Here is a 13,765-nt window from a genome sequence, read left to right as displayed (position 1 = left end):
CGGCGCCCTCAGTCCGCGAATGGAGGCCGCGGAGACAACGACGGACGCGCCGCCGGTATGCCGGAGGGGTAGGCGGATGCAACGGGTGTCGCACCAGCTCGCTTCCGGATTTCGGCCATCGAGCCGATGTATTTGTCCAGATCCTCAATGAGACGCAGCGCCAATCTTGCCGAAGCCCCAGAGGCGACGCCGTCAGCAACAAGCGCATTCCGGATGACCCTCGCAGCACCGTCGCCGATGCTTGAACCCACTCCGTCTGGTTCCCATACACAAGGCGAAGCACTCTCTGCCTCCGGATACCAGGTGAAGATGGGCAGAAAGGTTGCCTGACACAGCAGCTCGAACCCTTCGAGCACCTCGTCCATGTCTGGTGCGACGAACTCCCAGTTCGCGGAGGAGCCCACACGAGATGCACCTTGCGGAACGTTTCTATTCGAACTCTCGGCACCGTGCAGCACGACGCGAATTTCGTCTCGAGAACTGACCGTTGCCCAATCAAAAATTGACCACATCTGCGGATGCATGAAGATGGACCGAAAGTCGCGGGCAGCCCGCAGCGCGTCCATACGGTCGTCCAGCCTTGTATTTTGACCAACGACCTCCCACCAATCCAGAAACTTGTCGTTCGAGTTTATGGGCGCTTCCTTGTGCGAAAGGTATAGCCGAATTCTTCCGTGCACCGATGCAAGAGCAGACAGGGCGGCGTAATATTGTTCGAAGAAGCCTTGGGTCAACTCGTAGGCCGAGTCCTGTTGCTCAGCATTGGGTTGTTTACTTAGACCCATGGGAGCTTCGCTCGTCGATCGAATCAAGGATGCGAATGCATCCCTTCTCCTCAGAAGACGTCCCAGCTGCTCGCGCAGGTGCTGCACAGCCATGCGCTGGGCCGGGTTTAGTTCCACGTGGTCCGCGTTGTGTGTCGCGTAGATCAGCCGATGTTCCATCCGGCTCGGATTGCTGTCCATTGCGCAATGTTGTCAGCTACCTCCGACATTTAGCTTGCTCCGAACGGACCTTTCAGGAGGGGGCCGCTCAGGTCGCGCTGCGCCTCGATAATCATGGGTTGCTCGGGCGGTCGTCGGTGGAGAGCACCGACATCAGGATCGAGTCGACCCATGCGCCGTCCCAGTGGAGCGTGTGACGCCGACGCCCTTCGACGAACCCGGCTTTGACGTAGGACCGCTCGGCCCTCGGATTGAACGAGTAGACGTCCAGGGCGATCCGGTGCAGGCCAAGCACGAAGAAGGTGTGGTCGAGGACCGCCGTCGTGGCCTCCGTCCCGAAGCCCTGTCCGGTCCACCCGGGGGCCAGCGCGATCCTGAAGTTCATCGACGCGTTGTCCTCGTCGAGTTCGTTGAGGACCACCTCACCGAGGTACTCCCCGAATCGATCGCGGTGACCGCCCAGTCGGCCCGGTCGTCCTACCTGCCGATGGTCGCGAGATGCCGCTCGATCAGATCGCGCGGGATCGGCCGCGCGTGCCTGTGAGACGCAGCGTCTCCGGGTCGGCCAGGCCGCTCAGGGTCGGTTCGAGGTGCGCTGGGCCGAGGGGTACCAGCCGGAGCCTCGGCGTCACGAGGGTGTCGACCTCCGCGAGCTTCGCGGTGTCGACCGTCGGAACGGTCATGCCTCCACCTCCACGTCCTCGTCCTCGCCGAAGAGCGGCGTCTGGAAACGACGCTCGAAGCGCACGATGCAGCCGGTGCCCCGCACGAGCTCGTAGGCCTCGATGCACTCCGGATCCGTCGTCGCGGCGATGCGGTACTGCTCGTACGCGGCGAGCGACGGGAAGCTGAACAGCGCGAACGCCTCGTCGTTGTCGCCCTCCGCGGGGAGGAAGTAGCCGTGGTGGTCGCCACCGAGCCGGTTCACGAGGCGGATCCAGCGCCGCCCGTACTCGGTGAAGGTGTCGAGCTGCTCGGGGTCGATCTGGTAGCGGAGGTGGATGGTGATCATGGGTCCAGTCTGGCCGGTCAGCCGGTGGCGACGAACACCGTCCCGTCCGCGGACACGGTCACCGGCTCCGGGCCCGGCGAGACGAACACCGCAGCACCGCGCTCCAGTACCACCGTGTCCGGGCCCTGTTCCACGCGCGCGGTACCGGCGGTCACGACGATCACGGCCGCCCTGCCGCGAGCGAGGTCGCCCGCCGTCCCCCGGTCGACCTTGACGAGTTCGAAGTCGTCGACCGGCACCGGGTAGACGAGCCCGCCCTCCGGCCGGACGACCGGCTCGACGAACGGGACCGGCACCGGTTCGAACTCGAGGACGGCGAGCAGTTCCGGGACGTCGACGTGTTTCGGCGTCAGCCCGCCACGGAGCACGTTGTCGCTCGAGGCCATGACCTCGACCCCGAAGCCGGAGAGGTAGGCGTGGATGTTGCCCGCGGGCAGGAACAACGCCTCGCCCTCGTTCAGCGACACGAGGTTGAGGAGCGCTGCGACGACGATTCCCGGGTCACCCGGATACTCCTCGGCGAGTTGCCGGACGAGTTCGCGCTCGGCCGACCAGCACGGGTGATCGGTGTCGGTACGCGCGGCCGAGACGACGGCGGCGACCACGCCGGGCGTCCGTCGTTCGAGCACCGCCCGCACCGTGTGTTCCAGACCGGCGTCGAGCAACTGCCCCGCCAGTGTCTCGAGCACCCGCCGGTCGGTCCCCTCGACGAGGCCGGCGAGGTGGACGAGCAACGCCTGCGACCGGTCGGTCGCACGGAATCCGCACAGTGCACGGAAGCCGTCCTGGAGGGCGACGATGATCTCCGGCTTGTGCGAGGCGTCCTTGTAGTTCCGGTGCGGCGCGTCCCGGGGCACGCCCCGGCGCTCCTCGTCCGCGAACCCGGCCCTGGCGCGGTCCGGGGTGGGGTGGACCTGGAGGGACAAAGGACCAGCCGCGGCCAGGAGCTTGAGCAGGAAGGGCAACCGGTCCCGTCCGCCCAGGGCCGCGTCGGGGTCCGAAGCGAGCCAGTCGTTGAGGCTCGCGGGGCCGCCCTCCTCCGCGTCGACGAGGGTGGTCACGCTGTCGGGGTGCGCCCCGAGCCAGAGCTCGGCCTGGGGCGAACCGTCGGCCGGCACGCCAAGCAGCTCCGGGATGGCCGTCGTCGAACCCCATGCGTACCGTCGGGGGTCGCTCGTGATGCGATGCAGGGTCATCCGTGCACCCGCCGACGACCGCGGAACAGCAGCACACCGCCGAATGCCAGCAGGGCGAGCGCACCGATGATCCAGGGTGCGGCCTCCAGGCCGGTGCGGGCGAGGTCGCCCGCAGGAGCGTCGGTGGCGCCGGTACCCGATCCGCCGACCTCGCCGGTGTCAGGCTGCCCGGTGCCCGGTTGTCCCGTACCCGGCTCGCCCGTACCCGGCTCGCCCGTACCCGGCTCGCCCGTGCCCGGTCCCGGGTCCACCGCAGCGACGATCGTGGTGACGTCGTCGACCAGCAGCGTGCCAGTCCCCTCGCCACCGAGATAGAACCCGATCTGGGTGACGGAGGTGGGGTCGAACGCCGCCTCACCGGCCCACGCCGGCGGGGCGAAGTCCGAGAACGGGATCTCGACCAGCTGCCAGCCCTCGCCCACGATGGGCGCGACCGTCTCCCAGTACGTCCCACGCGTCACGAACTGGACGGTGACGTCATCGCCCGGCGTCCCCTGCACCCAGAGCTCGAGCCCGCTGTACCCCCACCAGTCCTGCGGCGTCTGGAAGGTCCGGACGACACCGGCGTAGCCGGGACCGGCGAGGTCGTAGGCGGCCGACATCGCCTGCGACCCCGAGTCGGGGTTGCTCGTGAGCGTCGGCGTGATTGCTCCGCCGCCCGTGTTGCGCACATAGGCGGCTTGGAGTGCGGCGTCGTCGGGGTAGGACTCGAAGTCCTCCACGACGAGCGGCTCGCTCGGGAGGGCCTTCATGAGGAAGTCGGAGGCTCCCGTGCTCGTGGCGGTCGTCCCGGCCCCGTTGACCGCGGACACCGACCACCAGTACCGCTGCCCTGCCGTGAGCGAGACCGTCGGCGTGATGGAAGTCGTCCCGACGCCGTTGACGACGACGACCGTGTTCCCGAGATCGGCCTGTGGGGAGAGCGTGAAGCGGTAGTACGCCGCACCGCCCGACGGCTCCCAGGTGAAGGTCGGCGTCGCCGTCACGTCGACGGTGCCCGGTACGGGCGACGTCGAACCGAACGCCGCGGGCGGTCCGCTCGGGGCGTCCACCGCTGACCAGATGGTGGCCCGCGACAGCGTCGCGCCCGCGGCGAGGGTCACCCGCAGGTACGGGCCGACGAGGTCGCGTGCGACCACCGCGCCGCCGACGCCGGACTCGGTCGCCGCGGTCTGCCAGGTCGAACCGTCGGCGCTGGACTCGACGACGACCGATCCGGAGACCGCGAACGCCGCCGCCGACAGTCGGTCCTGCTTCCAGGTGACGCTGGCACCGTCGGCGACCGCCGTCACGCTCGTCCCGTCGGCACGGGGCGTGATCGCCAGGTCGTCGTGCGCTTCGGTCAGCAGCCACGACTCGAGCGGGTCGACGAGCACGCGGGTGTCGGTCTCGGTCGGAACCGGGTCCGACAGATCGGCGACCGCGCCGGCCGCGTCGAGGGCGACCACCCGGTAGACGGCGCCCGCAGGTGATCCGAAGTCCGTCGCCGATCCCGCGTCGGCGGCGAGGACACCCGTGTCGACCGGCGTCCAAGCCGTTCCGTCGAGCGAGCGTTCGACACGGTACGAGACCGCACCGCCGGCGCCACGCCACCGGACAGTGTTGATGCCGTTCGCCCGGTCGATCGCCGTGATGAGCGGCGTCCCGACGGCGGGAGCGGCCGGAACGGCACCGATCGCGGCGGCGTAGGCGGTGATCGCGGAGACCCGGGCGCGCTCGGCGTCGGTCGCACCGGGAGCGTGGATCGTGAAGCCGTCGTCGTGCGGCACGAGCCCGCCACGGTCGTTGTTGCCGAACAGCGACCAGAACAGCATGCCGGTCACGTTCGGGTCGGCGACGAGCGGTTCGAGGAGCGCCGGGCTCGCAGCCGTCGAGGCGTACTCGCCGGCCAGGTAGACCTTGCCGGCGGCGGTGACCGTTGCCGCGTCCGCGGAGACGCGTGCGGCGGTGGGCGGGTAATAGTGCACGTCGACGATGTCGAGCCCCGGCGCGGCGAGCGTGTCCGGATCGATGTCGAACCGACGTCCGGCCGCCACGAGCTGCTGCGGGGCGCGTTCCTTGATGAATGCGACCTGCCGGTCGATCCAGGGCGCGGTCATCCCCTCCAACTCGTTCCCGAGTTCCCACGCCATGATCGTCGGGTCCGCGGTGTACCGGACGCCGGTGAGCGCGTTCGTCCGCTGGAGGATCGCCCCGACGTACGCCTGGTAGGCGGCGATCGGACGCTCGTCGGTGTAGAAATCGGCGGACGACAGGCCGTAGGGCGTCGTGAAGTCGCGATGCCCGCCGTGGTAGTACTCCCACTCGTCGGTGAGCGGGAGGACGAGCCGGATCCCGAGTTTGCCCGCGTAGGCGATGGCGAAGTCGATCGTGGCGAACGCCTCCTCGTTCATCTGCCCGAGGGCCGGCATGATGGCGAGCGGGTTCGCGCCGTCCTGACCGGTCGAGGTCATCATGTGCGTCCGGACGACGGTCGAGCCCATCCGTGCCGCCGCGTCGAGGGTGTCGGCGATACGGAAGGCGGTCGGGTAGTCGACCCCGCCCACGTTCTCGTCGAGACCGAGCCAGTAGATGTTCGGTCCGCTGAAGCGGAAGGTCTCGCCGTCGAGCACGAGCCGGGAGCCGTCACGCTCGACGAACGAGGTGTTGAGCGACGTCCAGTCGGTGGGCGCAGCGGCGGCGGGGGTCGCGAGCGCCGGGAGCAGCGCGGCGGTGACGGCCGCGGCGAGTACGCCCGCCGCGAGACGTCCTCGGGCGCTGCGACGGGGGTGGTGCGGATCGGTGGTGCGGTTCATCGTGCCAGGCTCCTTCGTCTGGGATGGTGCATCAGGTCGTTCGCCGGGAGGCCGAGAGCCTCCGGTCGGTGGATGAGTGCTGCGGCGCCGAGGATCGGTCCGCCGCCGTCGAGGGCGGAACCCGTGACGACCACGTCGGCGGCGTAGTCGAGCACGATGGCGTCCTGCACCGCGGCGCGGACGAGGTCGAGGTAGTCGGGGCTGACGGCGGTGAACCCGCCGCCCACGGCGACCGCTTCGAGGTCGAGGAGGGTCGCGGCGCTGGCGATGGCCTGGCCGACAGCCGTGGCCGAGCGCACGACGGCCGCACGGGCGATCGGGTCGCCGGTGGCCGCCGCGACGGCGAGTTCCTCCCCGGTGCGCCCGTCCCAGCCCATGGACCGGGCCCAGGCGACGCTCCGCGGACCGGAGGCGATGCGTTCCAGGGTCGCGTCGTCGGCGGACGTCCGCGCGTCCCGCGAGGCGATCTGCACCTGACCGATGTGGCCGGCGTTGCCGCTGCGGCCCGCGATCAGGCGGCCGTGCAGGATGACCCCACCGCCGACCCCGGTCGAGACGATCATCGCCATCGAGTTCTCGGTGCCACGCGTCGCTCCGAGCCAGTGCTCGGCGAGGGCGATACAGGTGCCGTCGAGCCGGACCACCACCGGGGCGTCCGGTAGCAGCCGCCCGACGTGCGCGCGCAGATCGAAGCCGTGCAGCCGCGGGAGGTTCTTGGGGCTGACCGTCCCGCGCTCCAGGTCGACCGGGCCGGCGGAACCGATGCCGACGCCGACGAGCGCGGACCCGTCCGGCAGGTGTGCGACCGAGGCGAGGAGGACCCGGTCGACGGCTTCCTCGAGCGCCCGGCGCCCGGCATCGGGCCCGGTCGGCGCCCGGTGCGCGCTGCCCTCGACCACGACGCCTTCGGCCGTGACGAGTGCCGCCTCCACTTTGGTACCGCCGAGGTCGACCGCGAGCGCAATCGATCCCGACGGGTCCTGCCTCCCGGTCATGTCCGCCAGGGTCACCGCGCCCAGTCCTCGACCAGCTGGTTCGCCGTGCGGACGACCCGGGTCGACCGGAGCTCGTCCTCGCCGAGTTCGGCTTCGGTCCGCACGCGGAACGTCACGCGCTCACCCGGCAGGAGCGTCACGAGTTGGTCGTCGACGACGGCGGCCGGGTCGACCTTGTCCACGAGCAGGGTGAGGTCGCGCAGGAAGGACTCCGCCGCGACGGTCACGGCGTACCCGCCCTCCTCGCGAGCGATCTCGATGCTGAGGCGTGGAGCGGGGAGCGCAGACACGCGAGCCTCGGCGAAGAACCAGAAGCCGCGTTCGGCACCGAGGGTGGCGACGAGCACCTCGTCGGTCGTCGATCCCGCGACCGCGACCGCTTCGGGGATCTCGACGAGCGTCGAGGAGCGTCGGTCCAGGTCGATCGGGACCCGCACGGAAGCCAGTTCCGTCCCGTCGAACCGGAGGCGTCGGATGACGAGCTCGTCCGCCCAGGCGTCCGGTCCGTCGTTGAGCACGGCGACCACGAGGCCTTCGCCACGCGGTTGGACGGTCACGAGGCGATCGGCGTAGACGTGCTTGAGCGCATAGAGCAGTGGCTTGGCGCGCTCGTCGCCGTCGACGGCGGCCCAGGAGGTCACGGGCCAGCAGTCGTTCAACTGCCAGACGATCGATCCCATGCAGCGCGGGCTCCAGGACCGGAAGTGCTCGATCGCCACCGTCACCGCGTTCGCCTGGTTGAGCGACATCGCCCAGTGCCAGTCCTCGGTGTCGTCCGGGAGCGGCAGGTGGGCGACGAGTCCGTCGGTCAGCTTGTCGTTGCCGTCGATCGCCTTCTGGTGGTGGATCATGCCGGGCGACTCCGGCGTGAGCGGCGAGTCCGAGATGGCCCGCCCGATCGTCGACCACGTCGCCGGCCCCTGCCAACCGAACTCGGCCACGAAGCGCGGCGAGACCTCACGGTAGGCGGGGTAGTCGACGCGGTTCCACAGCTCCCACAGGTGCACGGATCCGTGGTCCGGGTCGTTGGCCGGGATGTCCGGCGTTCCCGACCAGGGGCTGCCCGCGGTGTAGTTGCCGGCCGGGTCGAGCTCGGCGACGAGCCGCGGCAGCAGGTCGAGGTAGTAGCCCATGCCCCAGGTGCGGCCCTGGACGCGCTTCTCCCAGCCCCACTCCTCGAAGCCCCAGATGTTCTCGTTGTTGCCGTTCCAGAGCACGAGGCTCGCGTGCGGCATGATGCGCGTGATGTTGTCGCGCGCCTCCGCCTCGACCTCACTCCACAGCGGTTCCTCCTCGGCGTAGGCCGCACAGGCGAAGAGGAAGTCCTGCCACACCATGATCCCGCGCTCGTCGCAGAGTTCGTAGAAGTCGTCGGACTCGTAGTAGCCGCCACCCCAGATGCGGAGCAGGTTGAGGTTCGCGAACTCGGCCTGGTCCATCCGGCGTGCGAGCCGGGCGCGGTCGACGCGGGTCACGAAGGCGTCGTCGGGGATCCAGTTGGCGCCGCGCACCCACACGGCCTCACCGTTCACGACGAAGCGGAACGAGGTGCCCTCGGCGTCGGGTTCGAGTTCGACGGCGACGGTCCGGAAGCCGATCCGCTTCGACCACTCGCCGAGGCGTGCCTCGTCCTGCCCGAGCTCGACGTCGAGGTCGTACAGCGGCTGCCCGCCGTAGCCGCGTGGCCACCACAGCTCGGCGTCCGGGACACTGAGCTCGACGACGGCGGAACCGGCACCGGCCGGGAGCACGACCTCGGCGTCCACGCCGGCGACCGTGGCCGAGAGCGCCAGGGCGACATCACCGTCGCCGGCGCGTTCCACGTCGACGTGCACGGCCACCCGGCCCTCGCCGCCGTCGACGGTCACGACCGGACGCACCGAGGCGAGCCGGGCCGTCGACCAGGACTGCAGACTCACGGGCTTCCAGAGGCCGGAGGACGCGGCGTCGAGCCCCCAGTCCCAGCCGAAGTTGCAGGCGGCTTTGCGGATGGCGTTGAACGGGTGGGAGTAGGTGTGCGGGCGGTAGCCGATCTCGAGGCTCGCGACGTCGGCGGCTGCGACGGGCGACGCGAAGTGCACGACGAGGTCGTTCTCGCCCTCGCGGAGGACGGCGCCGACGTCGATGCGGTAGGTGCGGTGCTGGTTCCGCGTGGTCGCGACGACCGAGCCGTTCACCGTGACCGTGGCGACGGTGTCGAGTCCCTCGAACACGAGGTCGTGCCGCTCGTGGCCGTCCGGCTCCCAGGCGAAGGTGGTGCGGTACTCCCAGTCCGTCGATCCGATCCACGTCACGAGGTGCTCGTTGCGGTCGAGGAAGGGGTCGGGGATGAGCCCTGCGTCGAGGAGGTCCGTGTGCACGAGGCCGGGCACCGTCGCGGGGATGCTCGTCCCGACGAAGGCCTCGGGGACCGCACCGCCGACCGCACGCAGACTCCACCCCTCGTGCAGGAGGCGGGTGGTCAGGGGACGGACGGTGGCGGTGTCGATGATGCTCACTTGGTTGCTCCAGAGGTCAGGCCGTTGTAGATGTATCGCTGCAGGAAGAGGAAGGCGACGAGCGTCGGGATGATCACGAGGATCGTCCCGGCCGCGATGATCTGCCACTGGGCGCCGAACGGTCCCATGAACCGGAACAGCGAGGTGGAGATCACCCCCAGGTCCTGCGACGGCATGTACAGGAAGGGGATGTAGAACTCGTTGTAGATGGCGATGCCCTTGATGATCACGACCGTCGCGACGGCGGGTTTCAGCAGCGGGAGGATGATGCGCCAGTAGATCGTGAAGCGGTTCGCACCGTCGAGCATCGCGGCCTCGTCGAGGGACACCGGGATCGACTGCATGAACTGCAGGAAGATGTAGATCGCGACGATGTCGGTCCCCATGAACAGCAGGATCGCGGCGCCGCGGGTGTTGAACAGTTCGAGCGCCGAAACGACCTGGAACGTGGCCACCTGCGTGGTCACCGACGGGACGAGCGTCGCGAGCAGGAACAGCCCCATGACGAGCTTCCGGCCGCGGAACCGGAACCGGTCGAGCGCGTACGCCGACATGGTGCCGATCAGGATCGTCCCGGCGACGGAGACGAGCAGGATGATCGCGGTGTTGAGGAAGCCCGTGACCATGCCGCCCTGATCGAACGCGACGACGAAGTTGTCGAAGTTGAACCAGTTCGACGGTGGGGTGAGCGGGCCGGTCGTCCGCTGCTCGCGGTCGGTCTTGAACGCGAGCATGAAGATCGTGGCGAGGGGGACGACGGCGAAGAGGCTCGCGATGATGAGCGAGGCGTACTTGATCGTCGTCGCGGTGAGGGCGCCGGCGCCCTGTGGACGCTTCGGCCCGCGCCTCGTCCGCCGCAGCGGGGTGCGGGGCTCGGGAGCGGACGCGGAGACCGGTCGGTCGGTGGTGGCGGTCACGACTCGCCTCCCTTCTCGTCGGGGAACACCCGGCGTTGGACGAAGGTGATGATGAGGACGATCAGCAACAGCACGACGGCCATGGCCGACGCCAGCCCCACCTTGGAGAACTTGAAGGCCGTGTTCACGGTCTGGATCACGAAGGTCTCGGAGCCGTTGGCACCGCCGGTCATGATGTACGGCATCTCGAAGGCGGACAGAGCGCCGGCGATCGCCAGAATGAACGACAGGCCGAGAATGCGCCGGATGCTCGGCAGGATGATGAAGCGGAACTTGTGCCACGAGTTGGCACCGTCGAGGTCGGCGGCCTCGTACTGCTCCGACGGCACCGACTGGATGGCGCCGAGGAAGAGCACGAAGTTGAGCCCCATGTACCGCCAGACCGAGGTCGCCGCGAGGGACGCGTTCACGAAGGACGGGTCGCCCAACCATTGCGGGGTGTCCTGCACGCCGACCGCCGCGAGCAGGGCGTCGAGGGTGCCGCCGGGTCGGAGGAAGTAGAGGAAGACCAGACCGATCGCGACCCCGTTGATGAGGTACGGGAAGAAGATGACGCCCTTGAAGAGGTTCTTGAAGCGGGTGCGGAAGCTCAGCAGCGTGGCCAGGTAGAGGGCCAGGACGAGCTGGGCGACGGCACCGACGAGGTAGTACAGGCTGACGAAGAAGACCTGGAAGATCTCCGGCTTCGTGAAGATCTGCACGAAGTTGTCGATGCCGACGAACTCCTGCTCGGGCTCCAGGCCGTCCCACGAGGTGAGGCTGTACCAGAACATGTTCGCGACCGGCACGTAGGTGAGCACGATCAGGAAGGCGAGCGGCACCACCAGGAACAGCCAGGGGGTGACGCGCGAGCCGGTGGCCTTCGGCGGTCTGCCCGGCCGCAGTGTGCGCGCGCGGCGTGGATGGTTCGTCACCACCGCTCGGGTGGCGGGTGACGCTCCCTGGACTGTGACCATGTTCGTTGCCTTCGATTCGCTGGAGTGGGTGGATGGCGCCCGGGCCCGCCGGACCGGAGGTCCGCTGAGGGGGTTCGTGGGCCCGGGCGCCGGTCGGGTGCTACTCGGCGACGTCGGCGCGGGCTGCCGCCCAGCGCTCGTTCAGGTCGGCGAAGGCGCTCTCCTTGTCGCCGTCGGCGGCGCCGCGGGCGATGTCGATGAGCTTCTGGCGGTAGGTGTTGCCGAAGAGGTCGATCTCGGCGGCGTTCGCGATGTCGTTGATCACGGCCTCCTTGCCGACCGGGTCGGGAGCGAGCTCCAGGTAGGTGACACCGAGGTCGGCGAAGTCGGACAGCGTGTCGGGTGCCGGGTCACTGATGACCGGGCTGATCGCACCCTGGCTGGCGGCGAAGCCGGACTCGTTCGTGAACCAGTCGATCCACGCCTTCGCGGTCGCCTTGTTCTTGGAGTACTTGCTGACCGCCAGGAACTTGTCGGAGGCGGTGACGGAGGTGAAGCCCTCGTCGGTCTTCCACGGCATCGGCCAGAAGCCGATGACGTCGCGGGACTCGCCGGCCTTCTCTGCGGCGTCCTGCATCTGCGAGACGGCCCACGAGCCGAGGACCATCGAGCTGATCTCACCGGAGGCGAGGAGGTTCTTCGACTCCTCCCAGTTCGTGGTGGTGGGGTCGGGTTCGCTCAGACCGGCGGCGACGGTGTCGAAGAGGAGGCCGTCGATGTTGTACTGGTCGTTGCCCTCGGTCCACGGGCTGTCGGTCGCGATCATCTCGGTGCGGACCTTCGGGCCCTGCACCGCTCCGAGGTTGCCCTCGAGCGTCGCGAGCGGCCAGCCGTCCTTGTAGTTCGTGTAGTACGGGATCGAACCGGTGGCCTTGATCTTCTCGAGCGCGGCCAGGTACTCCTCCTCGGTGGCCGGGGGCTCGGTGATGCCGGCCTTCGTCCAGACCTCGCGGTTGAAGACGTAGCCCATGGCGGACCCGAAGGTCGAGACGCCGTAGGCCGTCCCGTCGAAGGAGGCCTCGTTCGCGAAGCGGTAGGTCTTGGACTGCTCCTCGGTGCTGCCGAGCGGCTCGAAGAAGTTGGCGTACTGGTCCTTCGTGACGTTCGAGGACGGGATGAGGAGCACGTCGCCGTAGTCCTTCGAGTTGAGGCGGATCTTGGCGTCGCCCTCGTAGTCGGTCAGGGCTTCGAACTTGACCGTGGTGCCGGGGTACTGCTTCTCGAACTCCTTCGCGTAGTCCTTGAAGGTGGTGTCGACGAGGTCGGTGCGGTTGGTGAGGACGGTGATCTCACCGTTCGGCTTGCCGTCGTCGTTGGCGGCACCGCCGGAGCAGCCGCTGAGGACGAGTGCCGCGGCGGCAGCCGTCGCGGCGAGGCCGATGATCGGTCTCCGGGACATGGGAACTCCTTCGTTCGTGGGGGCGAAGGGCCGGGTCGCCTCCTCGCTCGCTGTCCAGCATCGTCTGCCGTCCCGCGTCCGTCAAGACTAAACATTATTAATTTATATAACAACTCGGTCACAGGAAGCCAGGGCCACCGGCCGCTCGGCGCGACTCAGACGGCCGGGGCGATCCCCGAGGTGGAGCGCTCGATGACCACGGCATGCGGGGCCTCGCGAGTGATGCCCACACGACCGGCGAGCAGCTCCAAGAGCTCCTCGCCCGCCATCTCACCGATGCGCTGGACGTCGTGACTGAGCGCCGACATCGGCGGGTCGGACAGCTGGCACTGCGACGAGTCGTCCCACGCGACGATCGACAGGTCGTCGGGGACGCGCAATCCGGCCTCCTGCACGGCCTGCAAGCCGCCGAGCGCCATGACGTCGCTGTCGAAGACGACCGCCGTCGGTCGCGGGTCCCGTGCGAGCAGCGCCTGCATGGCCTGGACACCGGACGCCCGGGAGTAGTCGCCGCCGATCGAGACGGTGTCCACGTCGGGCAGGTCGGAGGCGAGGGTGAACGCCTCCATGCGCGAGAGCGTGTGGGTGAGTTCGCGCGGACCGGTGACGTGCGCGAGCCGCCGGTGCCCGAGGGAGACGAGGTGGTCGACGGCCTCGTGCATCGTGACCGCGTCGTTGGTCCAGACGGCCGGCAGCCCCTGCGCCGTCGTCGGTGCGCCGATCACGATCGCGGGGATGCCCGAGCGCTCGACGAAGGCGACCCGCTCGTCGTCGTCGATGAGGTCCACGAGGATGACGGCGCTCACCGTGCCGTCCCGCTGCCAGCGTCCGAGCTGCAGCAGCTCCTCTTCGCGCGTCGGCAGGACGCGCAGCAGCACCGACAGGCCGTGCGGGCGGACCACGCGATCGATGCCCGCGATGAGCTCGTGGTAGAACGGCTCAGCCCCGTAGATCTCCGAGGCACGGAACAGCGTGAGGCCGATCGGCCGGGGCTGCGCGATAGTCTGTTCGGCGTCGAGACCCATCGGGACGCGGCCTTTCGTGAGGAGTGGT

12 protein-coding genes are annotated in these 13,765 nt (G+C 69.0%); all 12 read right to left on the bottom strand.

All coding sequences use genetic code 11. The annotated features are described in order from the left end of the window. Nucleotides 1-8: 8 nt before the first annotated feature. The 12 genes from HOW07_RS10310 to HOW07_RS10260 all read right to left on the bottom strand — a co-directional run bounded on the left by HOW07_RS10310 (nt 9) and on the right by HOW07_RS10260 (nt 13,737). Nucleotides 9-965, bottom strand: coding sequence for a hypothetical protein (locus tag HOW07_RS10310; RefSeq protein ID WP_175116863.1), 957 nt, complete (start codon nt 963-965; stop codon nt 9-11). A gap of 91 nt (nt 966-1,056) precedes the next feature. Next, on the bottom strand, nt 1,057-1,365 hold the full coding sequence (locus HOW07_RS19435; protein ID WP_371743644.1) for a GNAT family N-acetyltransferase: 309 nt from the start codon (nt 1,363-1,365) through the stop codon (nt 1,057-1,059). A gap of 88 nt (nt 1,366-1,453) precedes the next feature. Beyond that, on the bottom strand, nt 1,454-1,627 hold the full coding sequence (locus HOW07_RS19430) for a GNAT family N-acetyltransferase (RefSeq protein WP_254628274.1): 174 nt from the start codon (nt 1,625-1,627) through the stop codon (nt 1,454-1,456). After that, on the bottom strand, nt 1,624-1,956 hold the full coding sequence (locus HOW07_RS10300; RefSeq protein ID WP_175116862.1) for an NIPSNAP family protein: 333 nt from the start codon (nt 1,954-1,956) through the stop codon (nt 1,624-1,626). Before HOW07_RS10300 ends, HOW07_RS19430 begins: the two co-directional genes overlap by 4 nt. Before the next feature lie 17 nt (nt 1,957-1,973). Continuing rightward, a complete protein-coding gene (manA, locus tag HOW07_RS10295; RefSeq protein WP_175116861.1) occupies nt 1,974-3,152 on the bottom strand; it encodes a mannose-6-phosphate isomerase, class I in 1,179 nt (392 codons plus the stop codon). Continuing rightward, on the bottom strand, nt 3,149-5,947 hold the full coding sequence (locus tag HOW07_RS10290; protein WP_175116860.1) for a CIA30 family protein: 2,799 nt from the start codon (nt 5,945-5,947) through the stop codon (nt 3,149-3,151). The genes manA and HOW07_RS10290 overlap by 4 nt, the downstream gene beginning before the upstream one ends. Further along, nucleotides 5,944-6,942 carry an ROK family protein gene (locus HOW07_RS10285; protein ID WP_175116859.1) on the bottom strand — a complete coding sequence of 333 codons (999 nt, stop codon included), beginning with the start codon at nt 6,940-6,942 and terminating at the stop codon, nt 5,944-5,946. The genes HOW07_RS10290 and HOW07_RS10285 overlap by 4 nt, the downstream gene beginning before the upstream one ends. A gap of 11 nt (nt 6,943-6,953) precedes the next feature. After that, nucleotides 6,954-9,440 carry a glycoside hydrolase family 2 protein gene (locus HOW07_RS10280; protein ID WP_371743642.1) on the bottom strand — a complete coding sequence of 829 codons (2,487 nt, stop codon included), beginning with the start codon at nt 9,438-9,440 and terminating at the stop codon, nt 6,954-6,956. After that, entirely contained in the window at nt 9,437-10,357 is a 921-nt protein-coding gene (locus tag HOW07_RS10275) for a carbohydrate ABC transporter permease (protein WP_064295958.1), read from the bottom strand. The genes HOW07_RS10280 and HOW07_RS10275 overlap by 4 nt, the downstream gene beginning before the upstream one ends. Then, nucleotides 10,354-11,313 carry a carbohydrate ABC transporter permease gene (locus HOW07_RS10270; protein ID WP_064295957.1) on the bottom strand — a complete coding sequence of 320 codons (960 nt, stop codon included), beginning with the start codon at nt 11,311-11,313 and terminating at the stop codon, nt 10,354-10,356. Before HOW07_RS10270 ends, HOW07_RS10275 begins: the two co-directional genes overlap by 4 nt. A 100-nt stretch (nt 11,314-11,413) precedes the next feature. Beyond that, entirely contained in the window at nt 11,414-12,712 is a 1,299-nt protein-coding gene (locus HOW07_RS10265) for an ABC transporter substrate-binding protein (protein WP_175116858.1), read from the bottom strand. Between the two features lie 155 nt (nt 12,713-12,867). Beyond that, entirely contained in the window at nt 12,868-13,737 is an 870-nt protein-coding gene (locus HOW07_RS10260; RefSeq protein ID WP_121289271.1) for a LacI family DNA-binding transcriptional regulator, read from the bottom strand. Nucleotides 13,738-13,765 lie beyond the last annotated feature (28 nt).

It is taken from the genome of Plantibacter sp. MCCC 1A11337, assembly GCF_013349365.1.
Classification (GTDB): Bacteria; Actinomycetota; Actinomycetes; order Actinomycetales; family Microbacteriaceae; genus Plantibacter; species Plantibacter flavus_A.
The sequence above is the reverse complement of the archived record's forward strand: the minus strand, read 5'-3'. Positions and strand labels throughout refer to the sequence as shown.

What these genes read in the sequence shown, in the direction of transcription:
- HOW07_RS10310 (WP_175116863.1), bottom strand. Translation starts at nt 965, where the DNA reads ATGGACAGCAATCCGAGCCGGATGGAACATCGGCTGATCTACGCGACA.
- HOW07_RS19430 (WP_254628274.1), bottom strand. Translation starts at nt 1,627, where the DNA reads ATGACCGTTCCGACGGTCGACACCGCGAAGCTCGCGGAGGTCGACACC.
- HOW07_RS10300 (WP_175116862.1), bottom strand. Translation starts at nt 1,956, where the DNA reads ATGATCACCATCCACCTCCGCTACCAGATCGACCCCGAGCAGCTCGAC.
- manA (WP_175116861.1), bottom strand. Translation starts at nt 3,152, where the DNA reads ATGACCCTGCATCGCATCACGAGCGACCCCCGACGGTACGCATGGGGT.
- HOW07_RS10290 (WP_175116860.1), bottom strand. Translation starts at nt 5,947, where the DNA reads ATGAACCGCACCACCGATCCGCACCACCCCCGTCGCAGCGCCCGAGGA.
- HOW07_RS10285 (WP_175116859.1), bottom strand. Translation starts at nt 6,942, where the DNA reads ATGACCGGGAGGCAGGACCCGTCGGGATCGATTGCGCTCGCGGTCGAC.
- HOW07_RS10270 (WP_064295957.1), bottom strand. Translation starts at nt 11,313, where the DNA reads ATGGTCACAGTCCAGGGAGCGTCACCCGCCACCCGAGCGGTGGTGACG.
- HOW07_RS10265 (WP_175116858.1), bottom strand. Translation starts at nt 12,712, where the DNA reads ATGTCCCGGAGACCGATCATCGGCCTCGCCGCGACGGCTGCCGCCGCG.
- HOW07_RS10260 (WP_121289271.1), bottom strand. Translation starts at nt 13,737, where the DNA reads ATGGGTCTCGACGCCGAACAGACTATCGCGCAGCCCCGGCCGATCGGC.